Annotated in this window: 13 protein-coding genes and 1 pseudogene; 8 read left to right on the top strand and 6 right to left on the bottom strand. The window is 34.8% G+C overall.

Annotated features, from left to right (window positions below; translation table 11 throughout):
• Window positions 1–813: 813 nt before the first annotated feature.
• The 4 genes from cofH to TERY_RS10025 all read right to left on the bottom strand — a co-directional run bounded on the left by cofH (window position 814) and on the right by TERY_RS10025 (window position 5,031).
• The gene (gene cofH / locus TERY_RS10035; RefSeq protein WP_011611721.1) at window positions 814–2,010 is read right to left on the bottom strand and encodes a 7,8-didemethyl-8-hydroxy-5-deazariboflavin synthase subunit CofH; all 1,197 of its coding nucleotides are present in this window, start codon (window positions 2,008–2,010) and stop codon (window positions 814–816) included.
• A gap of 518 nt (window positions 2,011–2,528) precedes the next feature.
• Window positions 2,529–2,735, bottom strand: coding sequence for a hypothetical protein (locus tag TERY_RS36735; RefSeq protein ID WP_011611720.1), 207 nt, complete (start codon window positions 2,733–2,735; stop codon window positions 2,529–2,531).
• A gap of 69 nt (window positions 2,736–2,804) precedes the next feature.
• On the bottom strand, window positions 2,805–2,978 hold the full coding sequence (locus TERY_RS36730; RefSeq protein WP_370496988.1) for a hypothetical protein: 174 nt from the start codon (window positions 2,976–2,978) through the stop codon (window positions 2,805–2,807).
• Between the two features lie 670 nt (window positions 2,979–3,648).
• Window positions 3,649–5,031, bottom strand: a complete 1,383-nt coding sequence (locus TERY_RS10025; RefSeq protein ID WP_044137363.1) for an AAA family ATPase — start codon at window positions 5,029–5,031, stop codon at window positions 3,649–3,651.
• 347 nt (window positions 5,032–5,378) lie between these two features.
• Here TERY_RS10025 and TERY_RS10020 point away from each other — a divergent pair, with 347 nt between their 5' ends.
• The 7 genes and pseudogenes from TERY_RS10020 to TERY_RS09990 all read left to right on the top strand — a co-directional run bounded on the left by TERY_RS10020 (window position 5,379) and on the right by TERY_RS09990 (window position 15,249).
• Complete coding sequence (locus TERY_RS10020; RefSeq protein WP_196797268.1) at window positions 5,379–6,929, top strand: mechanosensitive ion channel family protein; 1,551 nt, start codon at window positions 5,379–5,381, stop codon at window positions 6,927–6,929.
• A gap of 25 nt (window positions 6,930–6,954) precedes the next feature.
• Window positions 6,955–7,023, top strand: a pseudogene (locus tag TERY_RS36725) (hypothetical protein); the annotation flags it as partial.
• Window positions 6,997–7,209 (top strand): hypothetical protein, encoded by a 213-nt coding sequence (locus TERY_RS10015; RefSeq protein ID WP_044136688.1) that lies wholly within the window; start codon window positions 6,997–6,999, stop codon window positions 7,207–7,209. The pseudogene TERY_RS36725 and the gene TERY_RS10015, both read left to right, overlap by 27 nt.
• Window positions 7,210–7,966: 757 nt before the next feature.
• Window positions 7,967–8,851, top strand: a complete 885-nt coding sequence (locus TERY_RS10005; RefSeq protein WP_011611718.1) for a sugar phosphate nucleotidyltransferase — start codon at window positions 7,967–7,969, stop codon at window positions 8,849–8,851.
• A 46-nt stretch (window positions 8,852–8,897) separates the two neighbouring features.
• Window positions 8,898–10,175: a nucleotide disphospho-sugar-binding domain-containing protein gene (locus TERY_RS10000; RefSeq protein ID WP_011611717.1), complete on the top strand. Its 1,278-nt coding sequence runs from the start codon at window positions 8,898–8,900 to the stop codon at window positions 10,173–10,175.
• 409 nt (window positions 10,176–10,584) lie between these two features.
• Complete coding sequence (locus tag TERY_RS09995) at window positions 10,585–11,478, top strand: sulfotransferase domain-containing protein (protein WP_011611716.1); 894 nt, start codon at window positions 10,585–10,587, stop codon at window positions 11,476–11,478.
• Between the two features lie 795 nt (window positions 11,479–12,273).
• Window positions 12,274–15,249: an AMP-binding protein gene (locus TERY_RS09990; RefSeq protein ID WP_011611715.1), complete on the top strand. Its 2,976-nt coding sequence runs from the start codon at window positions 12,274–12,276 to the stop codon at window positions 15,247–15,249.
• Between the two features lie 821 nt (window positions 15,250–16,070).
• Here TERY_RS09990 and TERY_RS36720 read toward each other — a convergent pair.
• Window positions 16,071–19,442 carry an ATP-binding protein gene (locus tag TERY_RS36720; RefSeq protein ID WP_011611714.1) on the bottom strand — a complete coding sequence of 1,124 codons (3,372 nt, stop codon included), beginning with the start codon at window positions 19,440–19,442 and terminating at the stop codon, window positions 16,071–16,073.
• Between the two features lie 54 nt (window positions 19,443–19,496).
• A complete protein-coding gene (locus TERY_RS36715; RefSeq protein ID WP_011611713.1) occupies window positions 19,497–21,509 on the bottom strand; it encodes an AAA family ATPase in 2,013 nt (670 codons plus the stop codon).
• Window positions 21,510–22,029: 520 nt separating this feature from the next.
• On the opposite strand from TERY_RS36715, the gene TERY_RS09980 reads away from it, so the two are divergent.
• Window positions 22,030–25,206 carry an autotransporter-associated beta strand repeat-containing protein gene (locus TERY_RS09980; RefSeq protein WP_011611712.1) on the top strand — a complete coding sequence of 1,059 codons (3,177 nt, stop codon included), beginning with the start codon at window positions 22,030–22,032 and terminating at the stop codon, window positions 25,204–25,206.
• Window positions 25,207–25,331 lie beyond the last annotated feature (125 nt).

Raw genomic sequence — 25,331 nt, 5'->3', positions numbered from 1 at the left:
TGACAATATATTTTCTACTTATGGTGCTTATTGAATTTTCAAAACAATATATATCAAGTTCTTTTTTTTCTCCCCAAAAGTTTGCTCTTTTCCTTAAATATATTCCTCCATGCCCTAGGATACAGCTTCTTTCTTTAAAAAACTTTGGTTCTCGGGTACTTGTTGCCTAGAGAAATTCTTACTAGAAGCATTACTTATCGAAACCCATAATTCTAGTTTAATAGTTACAAAACCTAAAATTAGGTAGCCGCTTATTTTGAGAGCGGTTTCATACGAAAAAAGTTTTTTAATTATAGCACAAAATATTCCTAAAAAAAGCCTTGTAGGAAAAGAAAAACTTTTTAGCTGATTTTTTTTCAATACATAAGTTCTGCATGTTGCTAATTTGCTGGCTCCTTGGGCATGCGTCCTTCGGAGGAACTTCACTTTTTATATAGCGTTTTATATCGCGAAGGGAAAGCTAAACGGAGACAAAAAAGGAGGTAGAAGTAATTCGAGACCAGTGCCAAAGTAGTGACAGCTTCTGAAGGTAAACTCGCTGAGTAGCTATAGCTCGGCTATATCCCTACTCTTAAAAGCCCGAGAGGATGTCAACAACACCTTAAAAATATTGAGATGACTTTTGTTTTCTTCTTGGAGACTTTATAATTTCCTGATGTGATCTACCTAGAGGCATCTTAACATTCATATTTGTAAATTCTAAATATCAAAATATCAAAATATAGTTGTAGGCTATCAATGACAGAGCAACCCAACAAAAAATCTGTATATAACTTTTACTTTTTTTGTTGGGTTTCGGTACCTCAACCAAACCTACAAATATTTATAAAGAGTATCTCTTTGTTGATAGTTTCTCCCCAAACTTGTAATAGCTTCCTGTAAATTTTTGACTTCCATAAAAGTACCTCCAATAGCACCAGCCATTGTAGTAATATGTTCTTCCATTAAAGTCCCACCAATATCATTACAACCCCACTTTAATGCCTCTTTTGCTCCATCTAAACCAATTTTCACCCAACTGGGTTGATGATTAATAATCCAATTTCCTAAGAATATTCTCGACACCGCTGTTAACAATAAAACATCTAACAAAATAGGTTGGTCGTGCCCTACCCTCCGACGTAAAGGTGCAGGTGCTTCTTGTCCCACAAATGGTAATAAAATAAATTCTGTTATTCTTGCTGGATAATCTTTTTCAATAGCAGTTTGTTGTAGCGATCGCAATCTCTCTAAATGTAAAATCTGCTGTTTAGGGGTTTCAATATGACCGCATAACATAGTACTTGTGGTTGGCATTCCCAACCGGTGGGCTGTACCCACTATTTCTAACCAAGTTCCTGTATCAATTTTTTCCGGGCAAATAATTCGTCTGACTGCATCATCCAAAACTTCTGCAGCAGTACCGGGCATTGAATGTACCCCTGCATCCCGTAAAGCAGCAATTACATATTCATAACTCACCCCATCCTCCCTAGCAATAAACTGAACTTCCTGGGGAGAAAAAGCATGTAAGTGCAAATGGGAAAACTCATTTTTAATCTCTCTTACCAGTTGCAAATAATAAGGTAAAGATTTTCCTGCAACTTTAGCTTGAAGATTTAATCCTCCCTGCATACAAATTTCTGTGGCTCCACGTTGCACCGCATCGTTAGCTTTTGCTAAAATTTGATTGATGTCTAACCAAAATGCACCTGTTTTCCCGTCGTCTCGGCGAAATGCACAAAAACTACAATGTTGTTCACAGATATTGGTGAAATTTATATTACGGTTGATCACGTAAGTTACCGTATCACCTACTTGTTGTTGTCGGAGTTGGTCTGCTGTTTTCTGGATAGCGGTTATTTCTGCTGGAAGTTCAGTTAAGGCAAGTTTTCCCAAATTAGGTTTCGTAGTTGGGGATAACAATAAAAGTGTCTCTGCTGGAGATAGATCATAACCTTGGAGAGCACGGTTTAAAATTGTCTCCAGGTTTGTTTCTAGGTTTTGGTTTGTCAAATTGAAAGTAGTCATGTTGATATCAATTTTATATTAAATGCTCTACTATACTAACATCTGTATCCTATAAACCTAGTTTTTTATACAGTATTTTTCTGCCAATGAACCACATCAAAGAAATGATATAGCAATTGAATAAAGGTTTACGACGCTGAATTATTCCCAATTTTGGAGACAAGCTGAAGTTGATGTCTTAACTTATACTTCGACTGCGATAACTTTATAGGAATGTTGGATACAACACTCACTATTTGTGGTTTTCTAGTTTGGAAAAGTACTGTAATACTCCAAAAGCAGCAGCAAATTTGGTATCAGTTCTTATGGCAGTCGCTTAGATGGTTAGGAAATTATCGCAGCTCTCAAATTTAGTTCGCCCTAAGAATTTAGGGTTTCTACTTCTCACAAAAAAATTAGGTCTCAAGCTTTCCGTTTCAAGGTTCGGAAAAAAATAAACTTCAGCATTTCAAGCCTTTAGCTGAACCCAGAGATACTGATAACCGATAACTGATAACTGAAATGACTTCAGCTATACTCTATTCAATTCTTTTTAAGACAATTTCAGTTAAGGGTTTGAGAATGGGAAGTACATCATAAAGTTTATTACCAGGATGAAAAGTAAAAAATCCTTGAGAAAGAGCATATTGCGGTATTTCTCCATTAACTAATTTAATAAACATAAAACCGTCACCTGTAGAAATCGCTCCATAATTAGGCCGATTTGAATGAGGATTTGTTAACATATAAGCAAGAATTTGACCCCGCCCAGCTTCTAGAGAAAATTCAGCTTTTTTAGACTCAATTACTATTCTCTAAAATTGGTCTTTTAACGCTAATTTATCAATCTTACCTTTAATAATAATATCCTCATTGTCAAGAGCTAAATTAACTGTAATTTCCTTACGAATATACAATGGATACAGACAAAAATTACCAATAAATAAGATGGGTTTAACTACTGACATCCTAACAATATTTTCTAGCAATGGCGGATAATCTATTAGGTTTAAAAAAACCGGTTTTTGCTTGTTATAGGAGTTTTTTTATAAGTCAGTAATTTCTAGTAAATTATCTTGCAATTCCCGGAATAATTATTTACCTTTGTTTTTTTTAATTCCTGAATTATTTATTATTTAGAGAATGTTGATATTTTTAGCTGGAATATTTTGAGCCATATTTTTTGAGTGGATTTTGTTGCTAATAATTGTCTGATATTAAACAATAAACTAGATTTTTATTGATGATTATTTGTTTTTATAATCAGGAAATTTACTCTTATAAATCTATTGATAAGTAATATTATATCTGGATAACAAGTGATAAATTTTGATATTTTTTTTGTTTTTAGTAGGGATTTAGCCTATAAAATACAGAATATTTGATCAAATTTTAGGTATAGCTATGACAGTTAATATAGCGAAATTACAAAATATTTATTCTTAATATTTCAACTTTATATACTTAGAATTTTCTATATATGTTTTACTGCTCAAGTCTTACTTCAAGTTTTCATTCTAACTATTTCAATAGATATAATATAACTCCTTGTTGCATGATATCGCATAATTTTTAGTTGAAAATATTATTTATAATGATATTATTTAAGGTGATAATGAAAAAAAGTTGACATGTAGAAAAAATAAAAATTTTATCCTACTAATTTTTATTTTTTAAGTATTGATTCCAGATTGAATTCAGAGTAAATACTGTCAAATTATTCTCTAACTGCCCATATAATAATAACCGCTTCTTTAGGGATTGAATTAAGTTAATATTTTCCTGAATAGATAGTTGTGATTGTCTACTTATTTCCGCTATTGAAATAGGTTGGCTTTGGTTGGCTATTTGCTTCATCATTCTGATTTCAAGAGGGGATAAATTTTGTAATTGTTGTTCTAATTCGGCTTGTAATGCTTCTGGTAAAATTAGGGTTTTATATTCCATAAATTCTGCTACTTTACCTCTAAATAATTCTTGAATTATTGTTGCTGTTATATCTAACCATTGCGGATTTCCTTGATAATTATTAATCAATTTTTCCCAGGATTCTTGATTTACTAACTTGTGCCTTTGACAGATTGCTTTAGACGAAGCTCCTAAACTTCCTAAAATTAAAGTTTCCACTGGATAATTTTCTGTTTCTAATTTGAAAATTTCTGCTATTTTTTCTCTACTTATTAATAGTAGACAACTCTGATGGGAGACTGTGGCAAATAGTTGAAAAAAATCCCGATAATTTGCATAACCAGATTTGTATTGACCAGCAAGTTTTCCCGGAGTAAATAATTTGTGTACGTCATCAAATATGATCCAGCAAGAATATTTTGCTAGGTATTTTTGTAGTTGTGATAATAGGATGTCGATATTGTGGGAAACTTCTGTTTCTGGTGCGAAAATTTGCAGGAGGTTAGTGAGGGTTGTGGTGAGGGTGGGAGAAAAGCGTAGGGTCCGATAAATGATGTAGTTAAAGGTAGGGGTTTGGTTTTCTAACCCATTTATTTGTTGAATTAATCTTAGAGAAAGGGTCGTTTTGCCGATACCACTTATTCCTAAAAGGGAAATGACACGGAGGCGATCGCTCACTATCCATTTTGTCATGGTTGATATTTCCTCTGTGCGCCCATAAAAGTTGATAATTTCTGGCGCTTTGTCTAGGTCAATAATATGTTGAGTTGGTGTTTGTTCAGAGTTGGTTTTTATTGCGGAAGCGTGAGGGTTTGACGGACAGATATTAATGTTATTTGTTGCATTATCTCTACAAACAACAGGTACAAAATTGTAAATATTTGTATTTTCTAAAATTGTTCTAAAATTTGCTTTGGTAATATTTTCACCGAGTATTTCCGATAAAGTTTTCCATAATTTAGCACCAATATACCTAACATGGGTTTCGCTAGCGTAAGTTTCCTCAGAAATTTTTTTGTAAGTCTGACCTTCTAAAGTGCCTTGCAATATAGTTTTTGGCAGATAGTCTAAATTTTCTCCGGTATGGTCATAAATTAGCTCCTCAACCAACTTCAAAACTTCTTTAATATCCATAGATTGGAAAATGTTAGTGTTTTGGGAAATTATAGCAAACAAATCATACATTCCTTACAAATTTTAGAAATAAATTGAGGGAAAATTTCTCACATTTCCTACTGACAAAGCCAGAATTGATCAGGAAAAATGGACTCTTAAGACTTAAATAAATAGACTAATCTGCAAGTTATGGAGACTTTCTCAGTATGAAACTCATAAAAAAACTCTTTTTACAAATTCTCACTGTTGTAATAATAATTCTGCTGACTCAGCATGCCGTTATTAGCATAAGCTCAAACTTTAACCCACTTAGGCCACCTGACACTAATAGTCCCCGTGCTACCATGTCAGGATTTATGAATAATATGAATCAGGCTTATACACTGATTATGGAAGCTGAAGAGCAGTCAAAAAAAGACGGGGGATTATGGCATTCTCAGGCAGTGCTAAAAAAAGCCGATGAAGCAAACTTAGCTCTTAACCGGGCGATTAAGGCCTTAAATCTTGTAGATGTTTCCCCAGTTACTATTCAAGAGTTTGGTACACAATCTGCATTAATGCTGAAAGAGATATTAGACCGCCTTAAATTACCTAGACCCAGTATGATTCCTAGTCAAGAAGATGTTTTCTCTAGATCCCTAACACGCTGGGAAGTTCCAGAAACTGAGATTAAAATGCAGTTAGTTGAGAAAGGTTTCAATGCCAATCAATTTCTCTTTACCCCTGAAACAGTGAAGCGGATCAGAAAATATTATCAATTGATCAAGAAATATCCCTATAATGAATCGAATTACTGGAAAACATCTCCAGGGTTCTACAAATTCTATATCAGTACACCTGGCCATCTCCTACCTCCCAAATGGAATACATGGCTACCAAGGGGGAAAAATATTATATTGTTGTATGGCCAAACCCTCTGGCAATGGTTTAGTCTAGCTATAGTAACCTTGATAATATTCCCTACCGTTTTTTTTGCCGACAAATTGATATTCAAAGTCTCGCACAAAGGAAAAATTACTGATCCCCAGAAAAAATCATGGTTGGGATTATTTATACCAGTTTTCACATATTGCTTGATTACTTTTTGGAAATATATCATAGATCAATCTATTAATATCACGGGCAAACTCCTAGAAAATCTACTGACATTATCAACTGTTCTGCAAGGTCTTGTTTTAGCTTGGCTCGCTTTTATGGTATTCAATGCCATTAGTTCTACTATTATCTTCAGAATGGCTGAACAGAATAGAGACTTGAAAAAAGTAATGATTCACAATGGATTTCGTTTACTAGGAGCTGTAACAGGATTAATAGTTTTTTATATTACCAGCAAAGAAATTGGCATAGCTGTTGGACCAATAATAGCTAGCTTCGGAATTAGTGGTGTTGCTGTTGGGTTTGGAGTTAAACCATATATAGAAAATGTAGTAGGTGGTTTAACCTTATTGTTAACTGACACAATAAAGATTGGCGATTTTTGTGAATTAGGTGGTGTTACCGGTACAGTAGAAAACATCAGTTTACACTCAACATTGATTCGCACGCCAGAACGCTACCTCATTTCTGTCCCTAATACAGTAGTATCCACATCGCAAATTGTCAATCATAGTAAGCGTGACAACTATTATTTTGACAAGACACTTTCATTGAGCTATGACAGTGTTCACGAAGACTTAGAAGAAATCATGGAGAAGCTACGAAATGTCCTCGCTCAAGATCCAAAACTTTCCGAAGAAAGTGTTGGTATTAGCAGTTTGAGTCATGAAATCGTTGATATTGATATCTTCACATATATCCTAACTAGAGATTTAGCTGAATCTATTTTAGTCCAACAAGAAATACTGCTCAAAATTAACAAGCTTCTCGAGACATCAGGAGTAAAGGTAATGGCATCCTCAAACAGATCGGCAACATGATAACTACCGTAGAACACATTCAGCTGTTTTTAACTCGCTAGCTTTCAGCTCCGATGGAAAGTTAATTGTGAGTAAAGACAGTGATAGAAATATTAAAGTTTGGAGTCTGAAAAGGCTAACACCTATTTCTATATGTAAGGAACATACAAGAGCTATAACTTCGGTAGCGTTTACTCCTGATAGCAAGCTCATTAGCAGTGGTAAAGATGGTAAGTTGATTATTTTGTATTTTGGAGATGGAAGCAAATTAAATAATTACAGTGTTTTTTTTAATAGTTAGACCACAGTAGGGACGTTCTATGGAATGTCCCTACATTGTTTTGATGATGATGTGGTTCATCGTCAGAAATACCACCTTATTCATACTTTTAGATCACATTTATCTCTCAAAAATCTTAAAGCCTTTAACTTAGTCTGATGCGATAATTATTTCCCTCCTAAATTTGATGCCATATGTGAACATTCAGCTATTAGTACTTAGCTAAAGAGCTTTTTCTTGTTAATGGTGCCCAAAAAGCTCCATGAAAGTAAGAAATTACTAAGTTGAGCTGATCATCTTTTCGGTGTCAGACTTTTATAGCAATTTTCATTTCAGTAGACTACAGTAGGGACGTTTCGCTATGGTACATGAAACGCATTTTTGTTATGCAACGCTCCTACAAGGTTTTGGTTATGGCGATGCAGTTTATCAATTTGAAAAGCGCTGTAATTCTTCTTGGAGGCTAATTTTTCCTTCAAGCTGATAGCTGATGGCTGACAGCTTACTCCAATATCAAAATATTTGTTACCACTCCAATAATAAATGTTCATTATTAGATTCTATAATTAAATGATCATAAAAACTTTGATTAAGTCAATAATTGATGATAATGTACTTTGGGAAAAATACATATTCTACGCTGAAATGAAAAAAAATATAGCTTTCAGAAATAGCAGAGAATAGTAAACAAATTTTCTTAAAAATTCAATTTATACAAGTTTAAAAGTCTAAATTTTACTAATTTTTATTTATTAGTTAACCAAAAAATCAAAAATATATGACAGAAACAACAGCTAAAGTAAGAAAAGCAGTAATTCCAGCGGCAGGTTTCGGTACAAGGATGTTCCCAGTTACTAAAGTTGTGAAAAAAGAACTATTTCCCATAATAGACAAAGATGGCAGAGCTAAACCAATAATTCAAATAATTATTGAAGAGGCTATAAGTGGTGGAATAGAAGAGGTGGGAGTGGTGGTACAGGAAAGCGATCGCCAAATTTTTACAGACTATTTCCAAGGTGTTCCTAGTTATTATGAAAAACTCTCCCCGGAAAAACAAGAATATTGCCAATATTTACAAAATTTAGGTAATAAAATTACTTTCTTAACTCAAGAGCAGCAGGCTGGTTATGGTCATGCTGTTTTCTGTGCTAAAGATTGGGTAAGAGACGAACCTTTTTTGCTATTACTGGGGGATCATCTTTATACTTCTGAGGTCACAAAATCCTGTACAAGTCAATTTTTGCAAGTCTATGAACAGACGAATAAAAGTGTACTTGGGGTGAGAATTATCCCAGGAACAGAAATACATCATTATGGTTGTATTGGTGGAACTTTAGTTGCCGATAGTCTAATTAATATTGATACAATTTATGAAAAACCAGACCTAAATTATGCCAGAGAAAAGCTTCATGTGTTAGGGATGAAAAAAGAACACTTTTTAGGAGTTTTTGGGATATATGTATTAACCGCAAGAATATTTGATTACCTAGAAGAAAACATTAAACAAAATGCGAGGGAAAAAGGAGAATTTCAACTGACATCTTGTTTAGATAAATTACAAAAAGCAGAAGGAATGACAGGGTATTTAGTCAAAGGGCGATGTTTTGATACGGGGATGCCAGATGTGTATTGGCAGACAATGATTGATTTTCGTAATGCTTGATAGTATGATTGTAGGGGAAAATCAGAAAACCAGGAAAAAACTTACTATGACTCATTTTGGTCTGATTTGTCCGGCATTGACAGGACACCTAAATCCAATGCTTCCCATAGGACAAGAATTAAAAAGGCGTGGTCATCGTGTCACGACGATAGGGATACTTGACGCTGAAGCTAAGACACTAGCAGCAGGATTAGAATTTGTTGCCTATGGCACGGAAGAATATTCTAAGGGCAGCACAGCAGAAGCTTTAAATCACCTGAGTAAACTCAGCGGGTTAGCTGCATTTCGCTATACAATTACACTATTAAAAGACTGGACAAATGTTTTGCTTCGGGATGCTCCGCAAGTCATCAAAAATGCTGGTGTAGATGCTTTGTTAATCGACCAGGCTTCATTAGGAGAATCTATAGGGGATTTTCTAGACATTCCCTTTATTACTATTTGTAGTGCACTGGTACTCAATCAAGATGAGAATGTTCCCCACCCTGTAAGCAACTGGAAATATAACCCCGCCTGGTGGGCAAAACTGCGTAATAGAGCTACTTGGAGTTTCTATCAAATCTTAGGCAAACCTATTAACAAGGTAGTAGCTGAGTATCGTCGTCAATGGAATTTACCTTTGTACTCTGACCCCAATGATGCTTATTCTCTACTGGCTCAAATTAGTCAGCAACCTGCTGAGTTAGAATTTCCCAGAGAAAATTTACCTAAGTGTTTTCATTTCACAGGACCTTATCATTATTCAGGTACTAGAGAACCTGTTTCCTTTCCTTGGGAACAGTTGACAGGTAAACCTTTAATTTATGCCTCTATGGGAACTATACAAAATCGTTTGGTTGAGGTATTTTATCAAATTACAGCAGCTTGTGAGGGGTTGGATGCTCAGTTAGTTATTTCTCTGGGAGGTTCTGCCACTCCAGAATCTCTACCCAACTTAGCAGGAAATCCTCTAGTTGTTGAATATGCACCCCAATTAGAAATACTGCAAAAAGCTACTCTCACTATTACTCATGCAGGTATGAATACAACTCTAGAATGTTTAAGTAATGCAGTACCAATGGTTGCTATTCCTATTGCTAACGATCAACCAGGAGTAGCGGCACGAATAGCTTGGGCTGGAGCTGGAGTAGCGATAACACTGAAACGTTTAACAGTACCTCGGTTACGAACAGCTATTTCTCAGGTGCTCACACAACCGTCATATAAGCAAAATGCTTTGAGATTACAGAAAGCAATTAAACGAGCAGGTGGAGTCACTCGTGCTGCTGATATTATTGAACAGGCAGTATCAACAGGTAAACCAGTTTTAACAGGAACTATATAACTAGCTAGGGTCTGCTAAAAAAGTCTGTTTAAGAAGTAAGGAAGTAGGTAGAGGAAGCGGTGGAATATTATTTGTCTCTTGATTTTTCTGGCATAGGAGTTCTCGAAATGCTAGCTTTTTTAGCTTCAGGGATCGGAAACCAGGTAGTTTTTTCGATTAAAAAACACTAAAGCCTTTATGTGCTAGTGCTTTTATATTGAATTAGCAAGCCCTAGGTAAAAATTTGCCATTACTTTCTAGTTAGCTATATAATGGTAAAAGGGTCAAAAATATTGAGTAATTCCTAATCTTTTTTGATATCCCAGAAAAAGACGATCTTGATTTTTTTAGCATTAAACTAATCTAATTATTTAGATAATTAATCTAAAAATCATAAAGCAACTAAACGGGAAAAATTTAGAAAATTATTATGCTGCCAAATTATCAATCATTACCGAAAAACCGGATAGTAATAAAAAGCGAGCTACAGAATTCAACAATCTGGGATTTAATTAAGCCTAGAAATACTGATATTGTCATCTCCTCCTGTTATAAGTCAGGCACAACTTTAACTCAACAAATAGTTAATTTAATGGTTAATGGCCATGATGATTTTGAATCTCTCCATGATCTTAGTCCCTGGGTAGAAGAAATTTTTATTACTCCCCCAGAAAATAAAAAATCTTGGATAGAAAGTTTGTCTAGCCCCAGAATTTTAAAAAGTCATCTATTGTTTGAAGCTTTACCATGTTACCCAGAATGGAAATATATTTATTTAGTAAGAGATGGCAGAGATGTGGGATTATCTTTATATCATCATTATCAATCTTTCTTGCCTGAATATTTCCATGAAAATTTACCACAAGATTTTGCGGCTTTTTGGGATGATTTTGTAGAAACAAAAGAGGATAAAAATCAGTATTGGTCTTATTGGAAACATATAAAAAGTTGGTGGCAGGTAAGAAATTTACCGAATGTACTTTTAGTCCACTATCATAATTTAATCTATGATAAATCTCAAGAAATTGACAGAATTTCTGAATTTCTCAATCTAAATATCAATAGTTCAAAAAAAGAGATGGTCTTAGAAAAAAGTTCTCTAGAATATATGAAGTCAAATTGGCAAAAGTTTCAGCAAAAAGGAGTCTTTCAACCTAATACTTTTATTAATAAAGGAGTAAATGGTCGCTGGCACAATTTATTAACTACTGAACAGCTCAAAAGATATGATATAATTATGTCTGAAGAGTTAGAAACAGAATGTGCTAAGTGGGTAAAAAATGCTGGATTTTTACCTGAAATTAATTCAATAGCATTTGATTAGGTTACCTAATTGTGAACAACTTATATTCATTACCATTTGTCTCAGACATTTCCACCAACTATAAATCTCTAGGAAAATCAATGAGCCTTTAAAAAAAGTAGATCAAAGCAATTATCAAGCCTATTATCTGGTAATTATTTGACCGCAAGTTGAGGACAAATAAATAATATATTTAGTTATAAAAAATATTATTTATGGGTGAATATTTACATTTTGTAGGAAGAAAGGCAATTATACTCAAGGAAAAATAGGTTTAAAGATCAAAGGTTTTTTGTACTTATTATCAAGATATTATAAAAATATAAATTAAATAATATTTTACCTATTATTACTAAATTTTGAGATAATTGCATTCTTCAATTTTTGTGATTTAATTTATGTTTTATTCAGAAATTTTTATATTAAATTACGAAATCCTTGTACAAAAGTAATCAAAGTAATATTGCACTAAACTTGGTCAAATATACCTTGGATAAATACAAAAAAATTATTTTTTTTTGAGTCCTGTATAGTGGAAATTTATAGATAATAATTGCTGCTAAAAGACTAATTGGCATAGATCAAAAAATATATATTTCAGTGCCTCAACAGCTAACAGAGTAAAAACTAAAGCCAATTGTTTTATTGTTTGTAGCTGGGGCAGGAAATATCGTATACTGTTACTCCAATTTTTTGAATGATTATTTTTCACTTGAAACAAATATACATTTATGTTAAACTATCAGCGCAGAAAAACATAGTAGGGGTATTAACTCCGAAGTTTTAATATCAAGATGTTTAGCTTTTTTTTTAATTATGCAATTTGATACTTTAATAGACCTCCTACACCATAGAACCCTAGATCAACCTAAGCAAAAAACCTATACTTTTCTCAAAGATGGTGAAACAGAAGCTGATAGTCTTACCTATCAAATATTAGAACAACACGCTAAGGCCATAGCAGCAAATCTTCAGTCCCTAAATGCTAAAGGTGAAAGAGTCTTGCTGTTGTACCCCCCTGGACTAAAATTGATGGCTGGATTTTTTGGCTGTTTGTATGGGGGGGCGATCGCTATACCAACCTATCCACCACGCCCTGATCAGTCCCTCTCAAAATTAGAAGCAATTGCAGCAGATGCTCAAGCAAAGTTGATTCTTACCACTACACCTCTATTACCTTACTTAAAAGGTCGCTTTGCGGAAAATCCCATGTTAGCAACAATACAGCTGTTAGATACCGATAATATTATTGCTCAAAATCTGGAGTCCCATTGGCAAGAACCTAATATCAACGGTGATACATTGGCTTTTCTTCAATACACTTCCGGTTCAACTGGAAAACCTAAAGGTGTAATGATCACCCACAAAAATATTCTGCACAATTTAGCTATGGGCTATGAACAATCTGATATTACACCTGAAAGTATTACAGTGACTTGGTTACCCTTTAGTCACAATACAGGGTTATTAGTGGGAGTTCTACAACCTCTCTACGGTAATTTCCCTGTTAAAATTATGTCGCCATTGGATTTTCTGCAAAAACCTTTCCGTTGGCTAATGGCTATGTCTCATTACAAAGCTACTCAAAGCCTAGCTCCTAACTTTGCTTATGACCTAGTTTGTTTTCAAACAACCCCTGAAGAACGGGCAATGCTTGACCTAAGTAATTGGGAGTTAGCTCTTAGCGGTGCTGAACCAATTCGTGCGGAGACATTTGAGCGGTTTATCAAGACTTTTAAACCCTATGGCTTTCGCCCAGAGGCTTTAACTGCAGGCTATGGGATGGCAGAGAGTGTTGTCGGTATTACTTTAGGCTTAATAACAGAACCCCCAGTTATTCTGAATGTTGACAAGGCTGAATTTACTAAAAATCGGGTTTTGGTAACAGTTGACGAGAATGATAGTACCCAAAAAATTGTTAGTTGTGGTCGCGCTAGTTCAGGTGAAAAAATTCTCATTGTTAACCCGGAAACTTTAACTGAATGTGCAGATGACCAAGTGGGAGAGATTTGGGTTTCTAGTCCTAGTGTTGCTCAAGGTTATTGGAGTAGACCCCAAGCAACAGCAGAAACTTTTCAAAATTACTTAAAAGATACACAGGAGGGTCCGTTTCTCAGGACTGGTGACTTAGGATTTTTGCTCAATGATGAATTATTTGTCACTGGTCGTCTCAAAGATTTAATTATTATCCGAGGTAGTAACCATTATCCCCAGGATATTGAGTTAACTGTAGACAGAAGTCATCAAGCTTTACGACCTAGTTGTGGTGCAGCATTTTCCGTAGAGTTGGAAAGTGAGGAAAGGTTGGTCATTGTTCAAGAAGTTCAGGAAAGTTACTTAGATAAACTGGATGTAGATGAGGTTGTTAACGCTATCCGTCAAGCTGTATCTCAACAGCATCAGTTACAAGTTTATGGGATATTATTATTGAAAACAGGAACTATTCCTAAAACTTCTAGCAACAAGATTCAGCGTCATGCTTGCAAAGTAGGTTTTTTAGAGCAAAGTCTTGATGTTGTTGGCAGTAGTATTTACCAAGAATTTGATCTGTTGGAAAAGGAAAAAGAAGCTTTCTTAGATAGAAAAACACTCTTAGCTACCACACTTGAAAAACGTCAAGAATTACTAATATCTCATCTTCAGATTTTAATCTCAAATATTCTCCAGGTAAATAAATCTCAATTAGACTGGCAACAACCTTTAACTAGTATGGGATTAGATTCTCTGACAGTTGTTGAGTTGAGCGATCTTCTCCAAGATAGCTTAGGAACTTCTTTTCCGGCAACACTAATTTTTGAATATCCCACAGTTGAAGCTCTAGCTAATTATTTGGCAAAAGAAGTGCTTTCCCCACAACCTTCTGCAAATTATGATATAGGGTTAGTTGCAGATGGAAACTTAGGTTCGGGTTTTGCTACTCCTGTAATAGCAATTCAAGCAAAAGGTTCTAAGCCTCCTTTTTTCTGTATCCCTGGGGGTGTGGGAACTGCGTTTTATCTCCATTCTCTAGCCTTTCATCTCGGTCAAGACCAACCATTTTACGGACTACAAGCACGGGGAATGGATGATCAAGCAGAACCTCAAACAAATGTTGAGGCGATCGCTGCCGACTATATTGACGCATTAAAAAAGATTCAGCCCACAGGTCCTTATTTTTTGGGTGGTCATTCTTTTGGTGGGCAAGTAGCTTTTGAAATATCCCAACAGTTACAAAAACAGGGAGATGAAATTGGTTTACTTGCTGTTTTTGATATTCCTGCCCCTTTATTTAGTAGTTTTATAATTGCGGGTTGGGATGATACTAAATATATGAGTGAGGTCGTGAGGTTATTTGAATACTTTTTAAAGGAAAATTTAGAGATATCCTATAATGATCTGAAAGTTTTCTCTCCTGATGAGCAATTAAATTATGTAACTGAGCAACTAGTGAAAAAGCTTCATGTACGTTCTTCTCAGGCAGCTAAAAGACAAGTGCATAGTTTTGTCAAAGTTTTAAAAGCTAGTGTTTATGCGATGGGTCATTATCACCCAGAGAAACTTTATCCGACTCCTATTGCTCTTTTCCGTAGTAGTGATGTTCGTACTTGGAATAGCGCCATTGGTTTGACTGATACTATTCGCAACCAACTGCAAAAGAATTCTTTTTTGGGTTGGGAGCAACTTTCTCAACGTTCTGTAGAACTTGAGACTGTTCCTGGGGATCATATTACCATGATGCTTGAACCCCATGTTCAGGTTTTAGCTTCCAGACTCAAAACTTATATTGATATGCCATCAAAATTAACTATTTAGGGTTCTCTTGTTAAGGAGTAGGAGACTCATCTCCATCTCTGAACGTTGAGTGCGCAGACGTACCCCCAACCCATCCCTCCTGGGATGGGATGAAGGCCGAATTATAGAGGAGGTAGTCAGATATATTTGTCTCTTGCTGCCATCTGCAATTATTCTGCCCAAAATGCTAACTTATCTGAAGGTTTTTGGATGTAATACCAGACACTTTTTCAAGACCTAAAAAAGTTGAGAAGTTTTTAAATATTTAGATTCACTACTCTAAAAACAAATAATTAAAGCAAAAGTGCTGTTTAATCAAAATTAAACCGTTTTTTTAAATTTACAACACGCCCTTTAAACCCTTAATGGTTGACCATCGAAGATTAATTTTTACTCTTTGAATTCAGGTTATCACTATTGAGTTAGGAGACAGTACTCATAAGTCAGAATAGATAGTTTAAATATCATTATGTTGGTTGAAATATCTTTTTTTAATCAAGGGGAAAATCTGAATAAATATTCCTTTTGTACCCTAATTATTTGTAATATTCTTTTGATGTCGCAAAGAGAAGGGTAAACCCCTGATTAAATATTCATGCGATCGCCTTACATTACTTACTCTATCCCTATCGATTAAAACTTAAATAACTATATATAAATTTAATTGTAGAATAATTGAATTTGCTAGGCTAAAGAGTTGGATAATAATTGATATTTCAGTTAGATTTAATATCAAAGAAATCCACTTTTTTATTTAAGATTTAATTCTGGCTCAATTAATACACCTTTGAACCTCAAATAAAAGTAATAGCTGATAGCCAATGCTTGAATGCTTAACTTCTTTATAGGTCACATGGAATATCAATCACAAATTCTACTCCTTTCCCTAATGAAGAATTACAAGTTAGCTTACCCTTATGTTTTTCAACAACAATTGAATAACTAATTGATAAACCTAAACCTGTACCAGTACCCACTGGTTTAGTAGTAAAAAATGGGTCAAATATCTTCCTTTGATTTTCGAGACTAATGCTAGGGCCGTTGTTAAAAATTTTAATTGTTACAGTCTGGTCTTGAGTAATTTCTGTACTAATAATAATAATAGGCTCTTCTAATTCACTATTATTTTTTCTCGCCTCTTCTAGAGCATCAATACCATTAATTAAAATATTCATAAATACTTGATTTAAGTAAGAAGCGTAACAGTTTACTAATGGAAGAGGCCCATAGTTTTTGACTACTTTAATTTCTGATTTTCCAATTTTATAGTTAAGTTTATTTTGTAAAATTAGTAGAGTACTATCAATACCTTCATGGATATTTACTGGCTTCATATCTGATTCATCTAATCTCGAAAAATTCCGTAGAGATAGCACAACTTTTTGAATTCTTTCAGCTCCTACTTTAATAGAATCTAGTAATTTGTATAAATCTTCTCTTAAAAAATAGAAATCTATATCTTCAGTCATTTCTTCTATTTTAATTGTCGGATGAGGATATTCTTCCTGATAAAGATTGATTAAATTAAGTAAATTTTTGCTATATTCAATAGCGTGATTAACATTGCCATATATAAAATTGTTTGGATTATTAATTTCGTGAGCAATTCCCGCTACCATCTGCCCTAAACTAGACATTTTTTCCGTTTGAATTAATTGACCTTGAGCCTTTTGTAGTTTTTTGATAGTTTCAGATAAATCTACATTTTTTTCATTTAATTCTTCAGTACGTTTTTTAACCTGCTCCTCTAAGGTCTGATTATATTCTTCAAGTTGATTTTTAGCAATAGATAAGGTTTCATAAAGCCTGGCATTTTCTAAGGATAAAGCTGCTTGAGTAGTGAGAAATTTTAATACTTCTAGGCGATCCCTAGTAAAAGCTCCTACCGTCAGATTATTTTCTAGATATAGTATGCCAATAAATTGAGAAAGATTAATAATGGGAATACATAAAATACTCTTAGGTTTATACCTTTGAATATAAGTATCAGCAGCAAACTTAGTTTCATTAGTAGCATCATCAAGTACAACAATTTCTTGAGTACGCGCCACATAATAAACAACAGAAGTAGAAAGCTTATTTGTGGAGTTAATAGAAATAGACTGTTTTGCTGTTAGCTGTAATTCTCCCTCAAGGTTTCTATTACGAATAGCCTCAGCTTCTATTACCCAATTTTCCCCTTGGGGTAAGATTAAATAACCTTTTTTAGCTCCAGCACTTTCTAGGGTAACTCGCATCAAAACCGAGAGTAAATTCTCAAGTTTAATTTCTCCTGAAATTGCCTGAGTTGCTTTCATCACACTCTTGAAGTCAAAAATTAAAGAGGTATCACTACTTGTATATATGATAGTTTCAGTAGTTAAGCTAGAAGTCAAATTAGGTTTTTGTTCCTGTAGGGGTTTAAGTAGATCACCGTAGCACTTTTCTAGATGTTTAAGTTTAGCAGTAGCTCCCCACTGAGCATAAGCGTAGTAAGCTTTGATTAAATATGCTTGGCCAATAGTCTCTTTATTCCACCCTAAGTAAAATTTAGCTGCAAGTTCATTAGCTAGGGCAACTTCTTGAATATATTTATTTTCTGTAGCTCCAGCGATCGCTTGTTCATAAAGTTCAATTGCTTCAACATAGTTATGAAGCACCCGATGTTTTTCTGCTTCTACTAGATGAAATTTATGTAAAAAGTTCATAGGAGCATGGTGCGCCCAAATTTTCATCTGTTTCTGGTAAGAGGTCACTTGTTCTAACCACTGTTGTTGTTCTTCTTCTGAACCTTCATTGTACAAAGCAAGTCGAATTAAAGAGCCATAAAAATAGAAAAGTATGAGACTATAGTCAGAACTACTAAAATGCAGATATGTTTGTCCTGCTAGACAAAATTTTAGAGATTCTTGGTAGTCGCCAAACAGATAATATAAATAAAGTTTATAAAAATGTAAGTATGTCAGTCCAAAATCTTCTTGAGGCTGTATTTTTGTCTCATCAAAAGCTTCACCAATTAATAAACAGGTATTTTCAGAGCGATCGCTTAAGTTCAGAATAGTTTGTTGAGTCATTTGCAACCAGGTTAGAGGAACTTTGTGCTTCATTTGAAAAACAGCATCAATAGCGTTATTCAGCTTTAGAGAAAGCTCTGTTAATTCTGACCCAATAAAGTAGGAATAAAAAGAGTGTAAAGAAATATTATAACTAGCAAATTCCAAGTCTCCTCTAGACAAAGCTAGGGAATAACATTCTAGAAATAAAGGCAAAGTTTTTCCTAAATGTTCTTTCCAATGGCGCAGATGGAGGTTTGCGACAGTCAGTCCTTTGAGAGTATCTCCACCGAAGCGCTCGAATAGTCTATATGTTACCTCAGAAAACTCAGAAGCTGCTTTAATTTCTCCTCTACTCCAGAGGAAAATTCCGTAAGAGCTATAACCGTAAGCAGAAACAGGAGTATTACCCCACTCCATAGATAAAGTAACCATAGCAAAAACTATACTCGACCATAGTGGGGAACCCACAACAAAAGCTGCTGCTCCTATTAACCCTAAAAGTTCTATTAAAGCTAACTTTTCAGGATTTTTCATTTCTGGAAGTTGTTTGAGGTCTTCAGTGGAGCGATCGCTCAGAAATATCAATGACTGGAGTTCTGCAATAGCAGCAGATAACTCTGCTTCTTCCAATATAGGAGATAATTCTAATCCTAAATTTTTAATAACTACTATAGCTAGATCAATACCTTTCATCATTTGGTTTTGAGCAAATTCAGATTTAATTTTACTCATGTAAACTGGAACTTTCTCCAATAAACTTTTAGCTTGTTGACATACAACCTCAGCTAATTTGTCCATCTGCTCATACTCACCTATCAAAGAACTCACTTCTGTGGCTTCTACATAGAGGGATAATGTTAAATCATAATTCGTTTTCCAACTATTAACAGTTAACAACTCTAGACCTGTATTGAAATAATTAATTGTAGTATTATAAGCACCAGAAACCTTAGCTTTCTTTCCAGCAATTAAATTTAACCCAGCAAGTTGTTTTCGCTCAATAGAATTATTCATTAAATCCATCCCATAATTTAACTGATTAACAATATCAAAAATCCTATCTTGTCTTTCAGTTTTTGGGATATTTTCTAACAATAATCGCCCTATTTTTAAATGAGTTGCTTGTTTTTGCTCTTCTGGAATTAACAAATAAGCTGCTTGTTGTACCCGATCATGCAAAAACTGATAACTAGCCTCAGTTTCTATTGTCTGAAAAGTTGCTAATGCACTTGACTATTCTGAAATATAAAACTTATAGACTTCTGTAACAGGTAAAATTAATCCTTCTTGCAATGCTTGCCACAAGTTATTAGCTGTTTCTACAATATTTTTTTCTGAAACAATAGCTAAAGTTTCTAAATCAAACTTATTACCAATACAAGCCGCTAATTTCATCACCTCTTGAGTCTCAGATGACAACTTTTGGATACGATTTGCTATAAATTCTACAACATCATTGGTTAGAGAAAATAATTTTACTTGAGCAATATCGCACTCCCAATAACCAGCCTTATAATTAAATGTCACTAATTTTTCTTGATACAATGCTTTGAGAAATTGAGTAATAAAAAAAGGATTCCCTTGAGTTTTTTGACCGACTAACTTCGCCAAAGGTAATGCTATTTCTTGAGAACAATTAAACGTATCTGCTACTAAGGGATTTAAATCAGAAGTTAGTTCTAGTGGTTTTAAAATAATAGTATTAATTACAGCTAAATTTTTGCCTATTTCTTCTAATGTTAACATTAAAGGATGAGCCGGATTTACTTCATTATCCCGATAAGCTCCTATCAATAATAAATGCTGACTATTTTTATCACTCATCAACAATTCCATTAATTTTAGAGAAGCTGTATCTGCCCACTGTAAATCATCTAAAAAAATAACTAATGGATGTTCTTGAGAAGCAAATATTTTAATAAACTTTAAAAATAATAAATTAAACCTATTTTCCGTCGCAGTTCCTGATAATTTTGCCACTGCAGGTTGAGGAGAAATAATAGATTCTAGTTCAGGAATAACTTCAATAATAACTTGCCCATTTTCACCCAATTCTGAGAGAATTTTAGTCTTCCATTTCTGTAAATTATTTTCCGTTTCACTTAGCAATTGTATCACTAAATTACGAAATGCTTGTACAAAAGCATTAAAAGGAACATTGCACTGAAATTGGTCAAACTTACCTTTAATAAAATAGCCTCGTTGACGAACTACTGGTTTATGAACTTCATTAACTACTGCTGTTTTACCAATTCCTGAAAAACCAGCTACTAACATTATTTCACTTTTACCTGCAGCAACTCTTTCAAAAGCACTTAATAAATTATTAACTTCATTTTGGCGACCATAAAGCTTTTCTGGAATGCTGAAGCGGTCAGAAATATCCCGTTTTCCTAACTCAAATAAAGGAATATTTTTGTTGTTTTGCCAATAATTTAAACAAATTTGTAGATCATGTTTTAATCCAATAGCATTCTGATAGCGTTCTTCCGCATTTTTAGCGATCATTTTCAGAATAATATTATTTACCATTAAAGGTATTTCTTTATTTAAATTAGCAGGTGGAGTAGGTTCTTTAGCAATATGAAAATAAACTAATTCTATGGGGTCACTTGATACAAAAGGTAATTGCTTTGTCAGCATCTCATAGAATGTAATACCTAAAGAATAAAAATCACTCCGATAGTCAATACCTCTATTCATTCTTCCTGTTTGTTCCGGAGAAATATATGTGAGACTCCCCTCCAGAATATTAGGGTTAATAACTTCTTGAGTTTCTCTAGTTAATAATGTGGAAATACCAAAGTCAATTAACTTCACATCCCCAGTATCTGGGTTAATTAGAATATTAGAAGGTTTAATATCTTTATGAATAATCTGATGATGGTATAAACCTTCTAAAATTTCAACCATTGAAATTGCCAGCTCCAAAAACTTTTGCAGATTAAGTTTTTGGTTACTCAGGTAAGTATTGAGAGAAACTGCCCCAATATCCTCCATAATTAGGGCATAACCATTACCATATTTTTCTAAAGATAGAGGTTTAGCAACTCCAGCCAAATTAAGATTTTTAGTAATTGTATATTGATGCCTAAATTGTAATAACTCAGAAAAGGTCGGGTATTCTTTCTTCAGAACTTTAATAACTACTGGTTGTTGAGTTATGGTATTTATTCCACGATAAACTTTACTTTTTGTTCCAGTATAAATTTCTTGAGTTATCTGATATAATGGTATTCTAATCATAGGAAAATAAATAAGTTTATTGCTCTATAAGAACTACAGAAGTTTTAATAACTAAAGTATTTTTAGTTTTTATTTAGTCTATACTAGCGCGAGCATTCTTAAATTATCCAACTTAGTAAACTTTAAATAATAACAGATAGAAGAGTCTAACATCAACCCTGTTCCTAAATTTTGAATCTTATCTATCTTTAAAAAAATTTCAAAATATTTTTATCGATACCTATTATACCTTGGTTTTGGGCGATTATTAATTTTTTTTAAGCAAACGTGGATTATTGATAATAGAGTTAATTCAGTATGTAATACTTCCTAATAGAAGTGATTAACAGAAATTATCATAGAATGTATTTTTGCACAGGAAATATCCCCTTTTGTTTCAGGAGATGGCCTTTGTGGATTAGGCCTTGTTTGTGATGATCGCCTATTACCTAGTAATGATTCTAATTTTCCACCTATAAATATAATTACTGACCTTAGACAAAATATATTAAATCCTGAGTATGAAGCTACAGAAAAAAATTTGAGTAGTTCTCAAAAGGAGAATTCTGATGATACAGATATTCTAATTGGCAGTAATATTGATTTAATTTCTGTAGTACAAAATGCTCTGCCAATAGTTCAACATTTGCTTGACAATTTCTCTAGTAAAGTAGATTTTGAAGAGCAAATGAATCTGGCTTTTGGAGAGAGTTATGATGTTAGTAAAGCTGATGCTTTAATTGGTACTTGGCAAAATGAACATGCCGGCTTTTTGCCACAGATAAAAATTGTTTCTGAGAGTAAAATTAATGGAGCGAATGGTGCTTTTGCTGGAGAGACACAGACCATTTATTTAGCACAAGAGTTTGTTGAAGATAATGCTGGGAATGTAGGGGCGATCGCTCCTATAATTCTTGAAGAGTACGCTCATTATTTTGATGGGGAAGTTAATAGTTTTGATACCCCTGGGGATGAAGGGGAAATTTTTGTCAGTTTTGTTTTGGGAGAGGAGTTGAGCGAGTCTGAGTTTTTGCGGATGAAGGTCGAGGATGATTGGGCCACAGTCTTCTTAAATGGTAATACTATTACCATCGAACAAGCAAACCTTTCCTGGCTCGGAGGTAGCGGTGATTGGTATAACCCTAGTAAATGGAGCGGTGGTAAAGTCCCCAAGTCTAGCGATAATGTAACTCTGGAAGTTTTTGGTCAAAACATCAAAATTAACTTTTCCAAGGGAAACCCTAATATTAAAGATTTGTTTTTAGGGGCTAAGGATGGTGGAACTCTAACTTTAAATGGACTAACCACTGTAGGGAACGACACAGATATTTTAGCCGAAGGAAAAAACAGTGTAGTTAAGTTGCCCGATCTAAAGACTTTCTCAGGCAAAGACCTATATCAGCCTTCATCTATTACGGTGAAAGATGGTGGCACACTTAAAGCAAATAAACTGCTCACTATGAAAGAGGTAGATTTATTTGCGAATAACGCCAGTCTTACTTTACCTGGAGTAAAAAATTTTAGCGGTAAAAGCGATACTGTCATTGAAGCAACGAATGAAGGCAAACTGACTTTAGGTGCGAGAACTATTAGTGGTGATGTGGATATTACCGCCACCGGAGAAGGAAGTGTAGTGAATTTGCCCCTGTTAAACAATTTTAGCGGCACAGACGTTTATCAACCCTCATTTATTAAGGCTGAAAATAACGGCTCGGTGACAGCTAAGAAGCTGAAAACCCTCAAAGAGGTAGATTTGTATGCCGATAACAGCACATTGAGTTTGTCAGGAGTCAACAACTTTAGCGGTAAAAGCGATACTGTCATTGAAGCAACGAATGAAGGCAAACTGACTTTAGGTGCGAGAACTATTAGCGGTGATGTGGATATTACCGCCACCGGAGAAGGAAGTGTAGTGAATTTGCCCCTGTTAAACAATTTTAGCGGCACAGACGTTTATCAACCCTCATTTATTAAGGCTGAAAATAACGGCTCGGTGACAGCTAAGAAGCTGAAAACCCTCAAAGAGGTAGATTTGTATGCCGATAACAGCACATTGAGTTTTTCAGCAGTCAACAACTTTAGCGGTAAAAGTGATACTGTCATTCAAGCCAGGAATGAAGGCAAACTGACTTTAGGTGCCAAAACTATTAGTGGTGATGTGGATATTACCGCCACCGGAGAAGGAAGTGTAGTGAATTTGCCCCTGTTAAACAATTTTAGCGGCACGGACGTTTATAAACCCTCATTTATTAAGGCTGAAAATAACGGCTCGGTGACAGCTAAGAAGCTGAAAACCCTCAAAGAGGTAGATTTGTATGCCGATAACAGCACATTGAGTTTGTCAGGAGTCAACAACTTTAGCGGTAAAAGCGATACTGTCATTCAAGCCAGGAATGAAGGCAAACTGACTTTAGGTGCCAAAACTATTAGTGGTGATGTGGATATTACCGCCACCGGAGAAGGAAGTGTAGTGAATTTGCCCCTGTTAAACAATTTTAGCGGCACGGACGTTTATAAACCCTCATTTATTAAGGCTGAAAATAACGGCTCGGTGACAGCTAAGAAGCTGAAAACCCTCAAGGTAGTAGATTTGTCTGCCGATAACGGTACCTTGAATTTATCGGCAAATAGCTTTAGTGGTAAAAGTGATACTGTCATTCAAGCCAGGAATGAAGGCAAACTAACTTTGGGTGCCAAAACTATTAGTGGTGATGTGGATATTACCGCCACCGGAGAAGGGAGTGTAGTGAATTTGCCCCTGTTAAACAATTTTTACGGCACAGACGTTTATAAACCCTCATTTATTAAGGCTGAAAATAACGGCTCGGTGACAGCTAAGAAGCTGAAAACCCTCAATGTAGTAGATTTGTATGCCGATAACAGCACATTGAGTTTTTCAGCAGTCAACAACTTTAGCGGTAAAAGTGATACTGTCATTCAAGCCAGGAATGAAGGCAAACTGACTTTAGGTGCCAAAACTATTAGTGGTGATGTGGATATTACCGCCACCGGAGAAGGGAGTGTAGTGAATTTGCCCCTGTTAAACAATTTTAGCGGCACGGACGTTTATCAACCCTCATTTATTAAGGCTGAAAATAACGGCTCGGTGACAGCTAAGAAGCTGAAAACCCTCAAGGTAGTAGATTTGTATGCCGATAACGGTACATTGAATTTATCAGCAAACAGCTTTAGTGGTAAAAGCGATACTGTCATTAAAGCCAGGAATGAAGGTAAACTGACTTTAGGTGCGAGAACTATTAGTGGTGATGTGGATATTACCGCCACCGGAGAAGGGAGTGTAGTGAATTTGCCGCGCTTAACCAATTTTTACGGCACAGACGTTTATCAACCCTCATTTATTAAGACTGAAAATAACGGCTCGGTGACAGCTAAGAAGCTGAAAACCCTCAAGGAAGTAGATTTGTCTGCCGATAACAGCACATTGAGTTTTTCAGCAGTCAACAGCTTTAGCGGTAAAAGCGATACTGTCATTAAAGCCAGGAATGAAGGTAAACTGACTTTAGGTGCGAGAACTATTAGTGGTGATGTGGATATTACCGCCACCGGAGAAGGAAGTGTAGTGAATTTGCCGCGCTTAACCAATTTTTACGGCACAGACGTTTATCAACCCTCATTCATTCTGGCTGAAGATGGCGGTAAAGTCAAGGTTAAGAAATTGACAGGAATTACCAACGTAGATCCATTCGTAACTGGTTAGGCAAGTGTTAGCAGCCTAGATTGATGTTTGACTATCAGGACTTACGCAATACCGCTATGTATATTGTATGTTTGGAATTTTTTTGATATATTTACAATACAATTAGTTCCTAAGCGTAAGTCCTG

The organism is Trichodesmium erythraeum IMS101 (assembly GCF_000014265.1).
GTDB lineage: Bacteria > Cyanobacteriota > Cyanobacteriia > Cyanobacteriales > Microcoleaceae > Trichodesmium > Trichodesmium erythraeum.
This window is presented reverse-complemented; position numbering and strand designations above follow the sequence as displayed.

Coding starts and splice junctions, on each gene's coding strand:
- cofH (WP_011611721.1), bottom strand. CDS start 2,010: ATGACTACTTTCAATTTGACAAACCAAAACCTAGAAACAAACCTGGAG.
- TERY_RS10025 (WP_044137363.1), bottom strand. CDS start 5,031: ATGGATATTAAAGAAGTTTTGAAGTTGGTTGAGGAGCTAATTTATGAC.
- TERY_RS09990 (WP_011611715.1), top strand. CDS start 12,274: ATGCAATTTGATACTTTAATAGACCTCCTACACCATAGAACCCTAGAT.
- TERY_RS10005 (WP_011611718.1), top strand. CDS start 7,967: ATGACAGAAACAACAGCTAAAGTAAGAAAAGCAGTAATTCCAGCGGCA.
- TERY_RS36715 (WP_011611713.1), bottom strand. CDS start 21,509: ATGATTAGAATACCATTATATCAGATAACTCAAGAAATTTATACTGGA.
- TERY_RS09995 (WP_011611716.1), top strand. CDS start 10,585: ATGCTGCCAAATTATCAATCATTACCGAAAAACCGGATAGTAATAAAA.
- TERY_RS36735 (WP_011611720.1), bottom strand. CDS start 2,735: ATGTTAACAAATCCTCATTCAAATCGGCCTAATTATGGAGCGATTTCT.
- TERY_RS10020 (WP_196797268.1), top strand. CDS start 5,379: ATGAATCAGGCTTATACACTGATTATGGAAGCTGAAGAGCAGTCAAAA.
- TERY_RS10000 (WP_011611717.1), top strand. CDS start 8,898: ATGACTCATTTTGGTCTGATTTGTCCGGCATTGACAGGACACCTAAAT.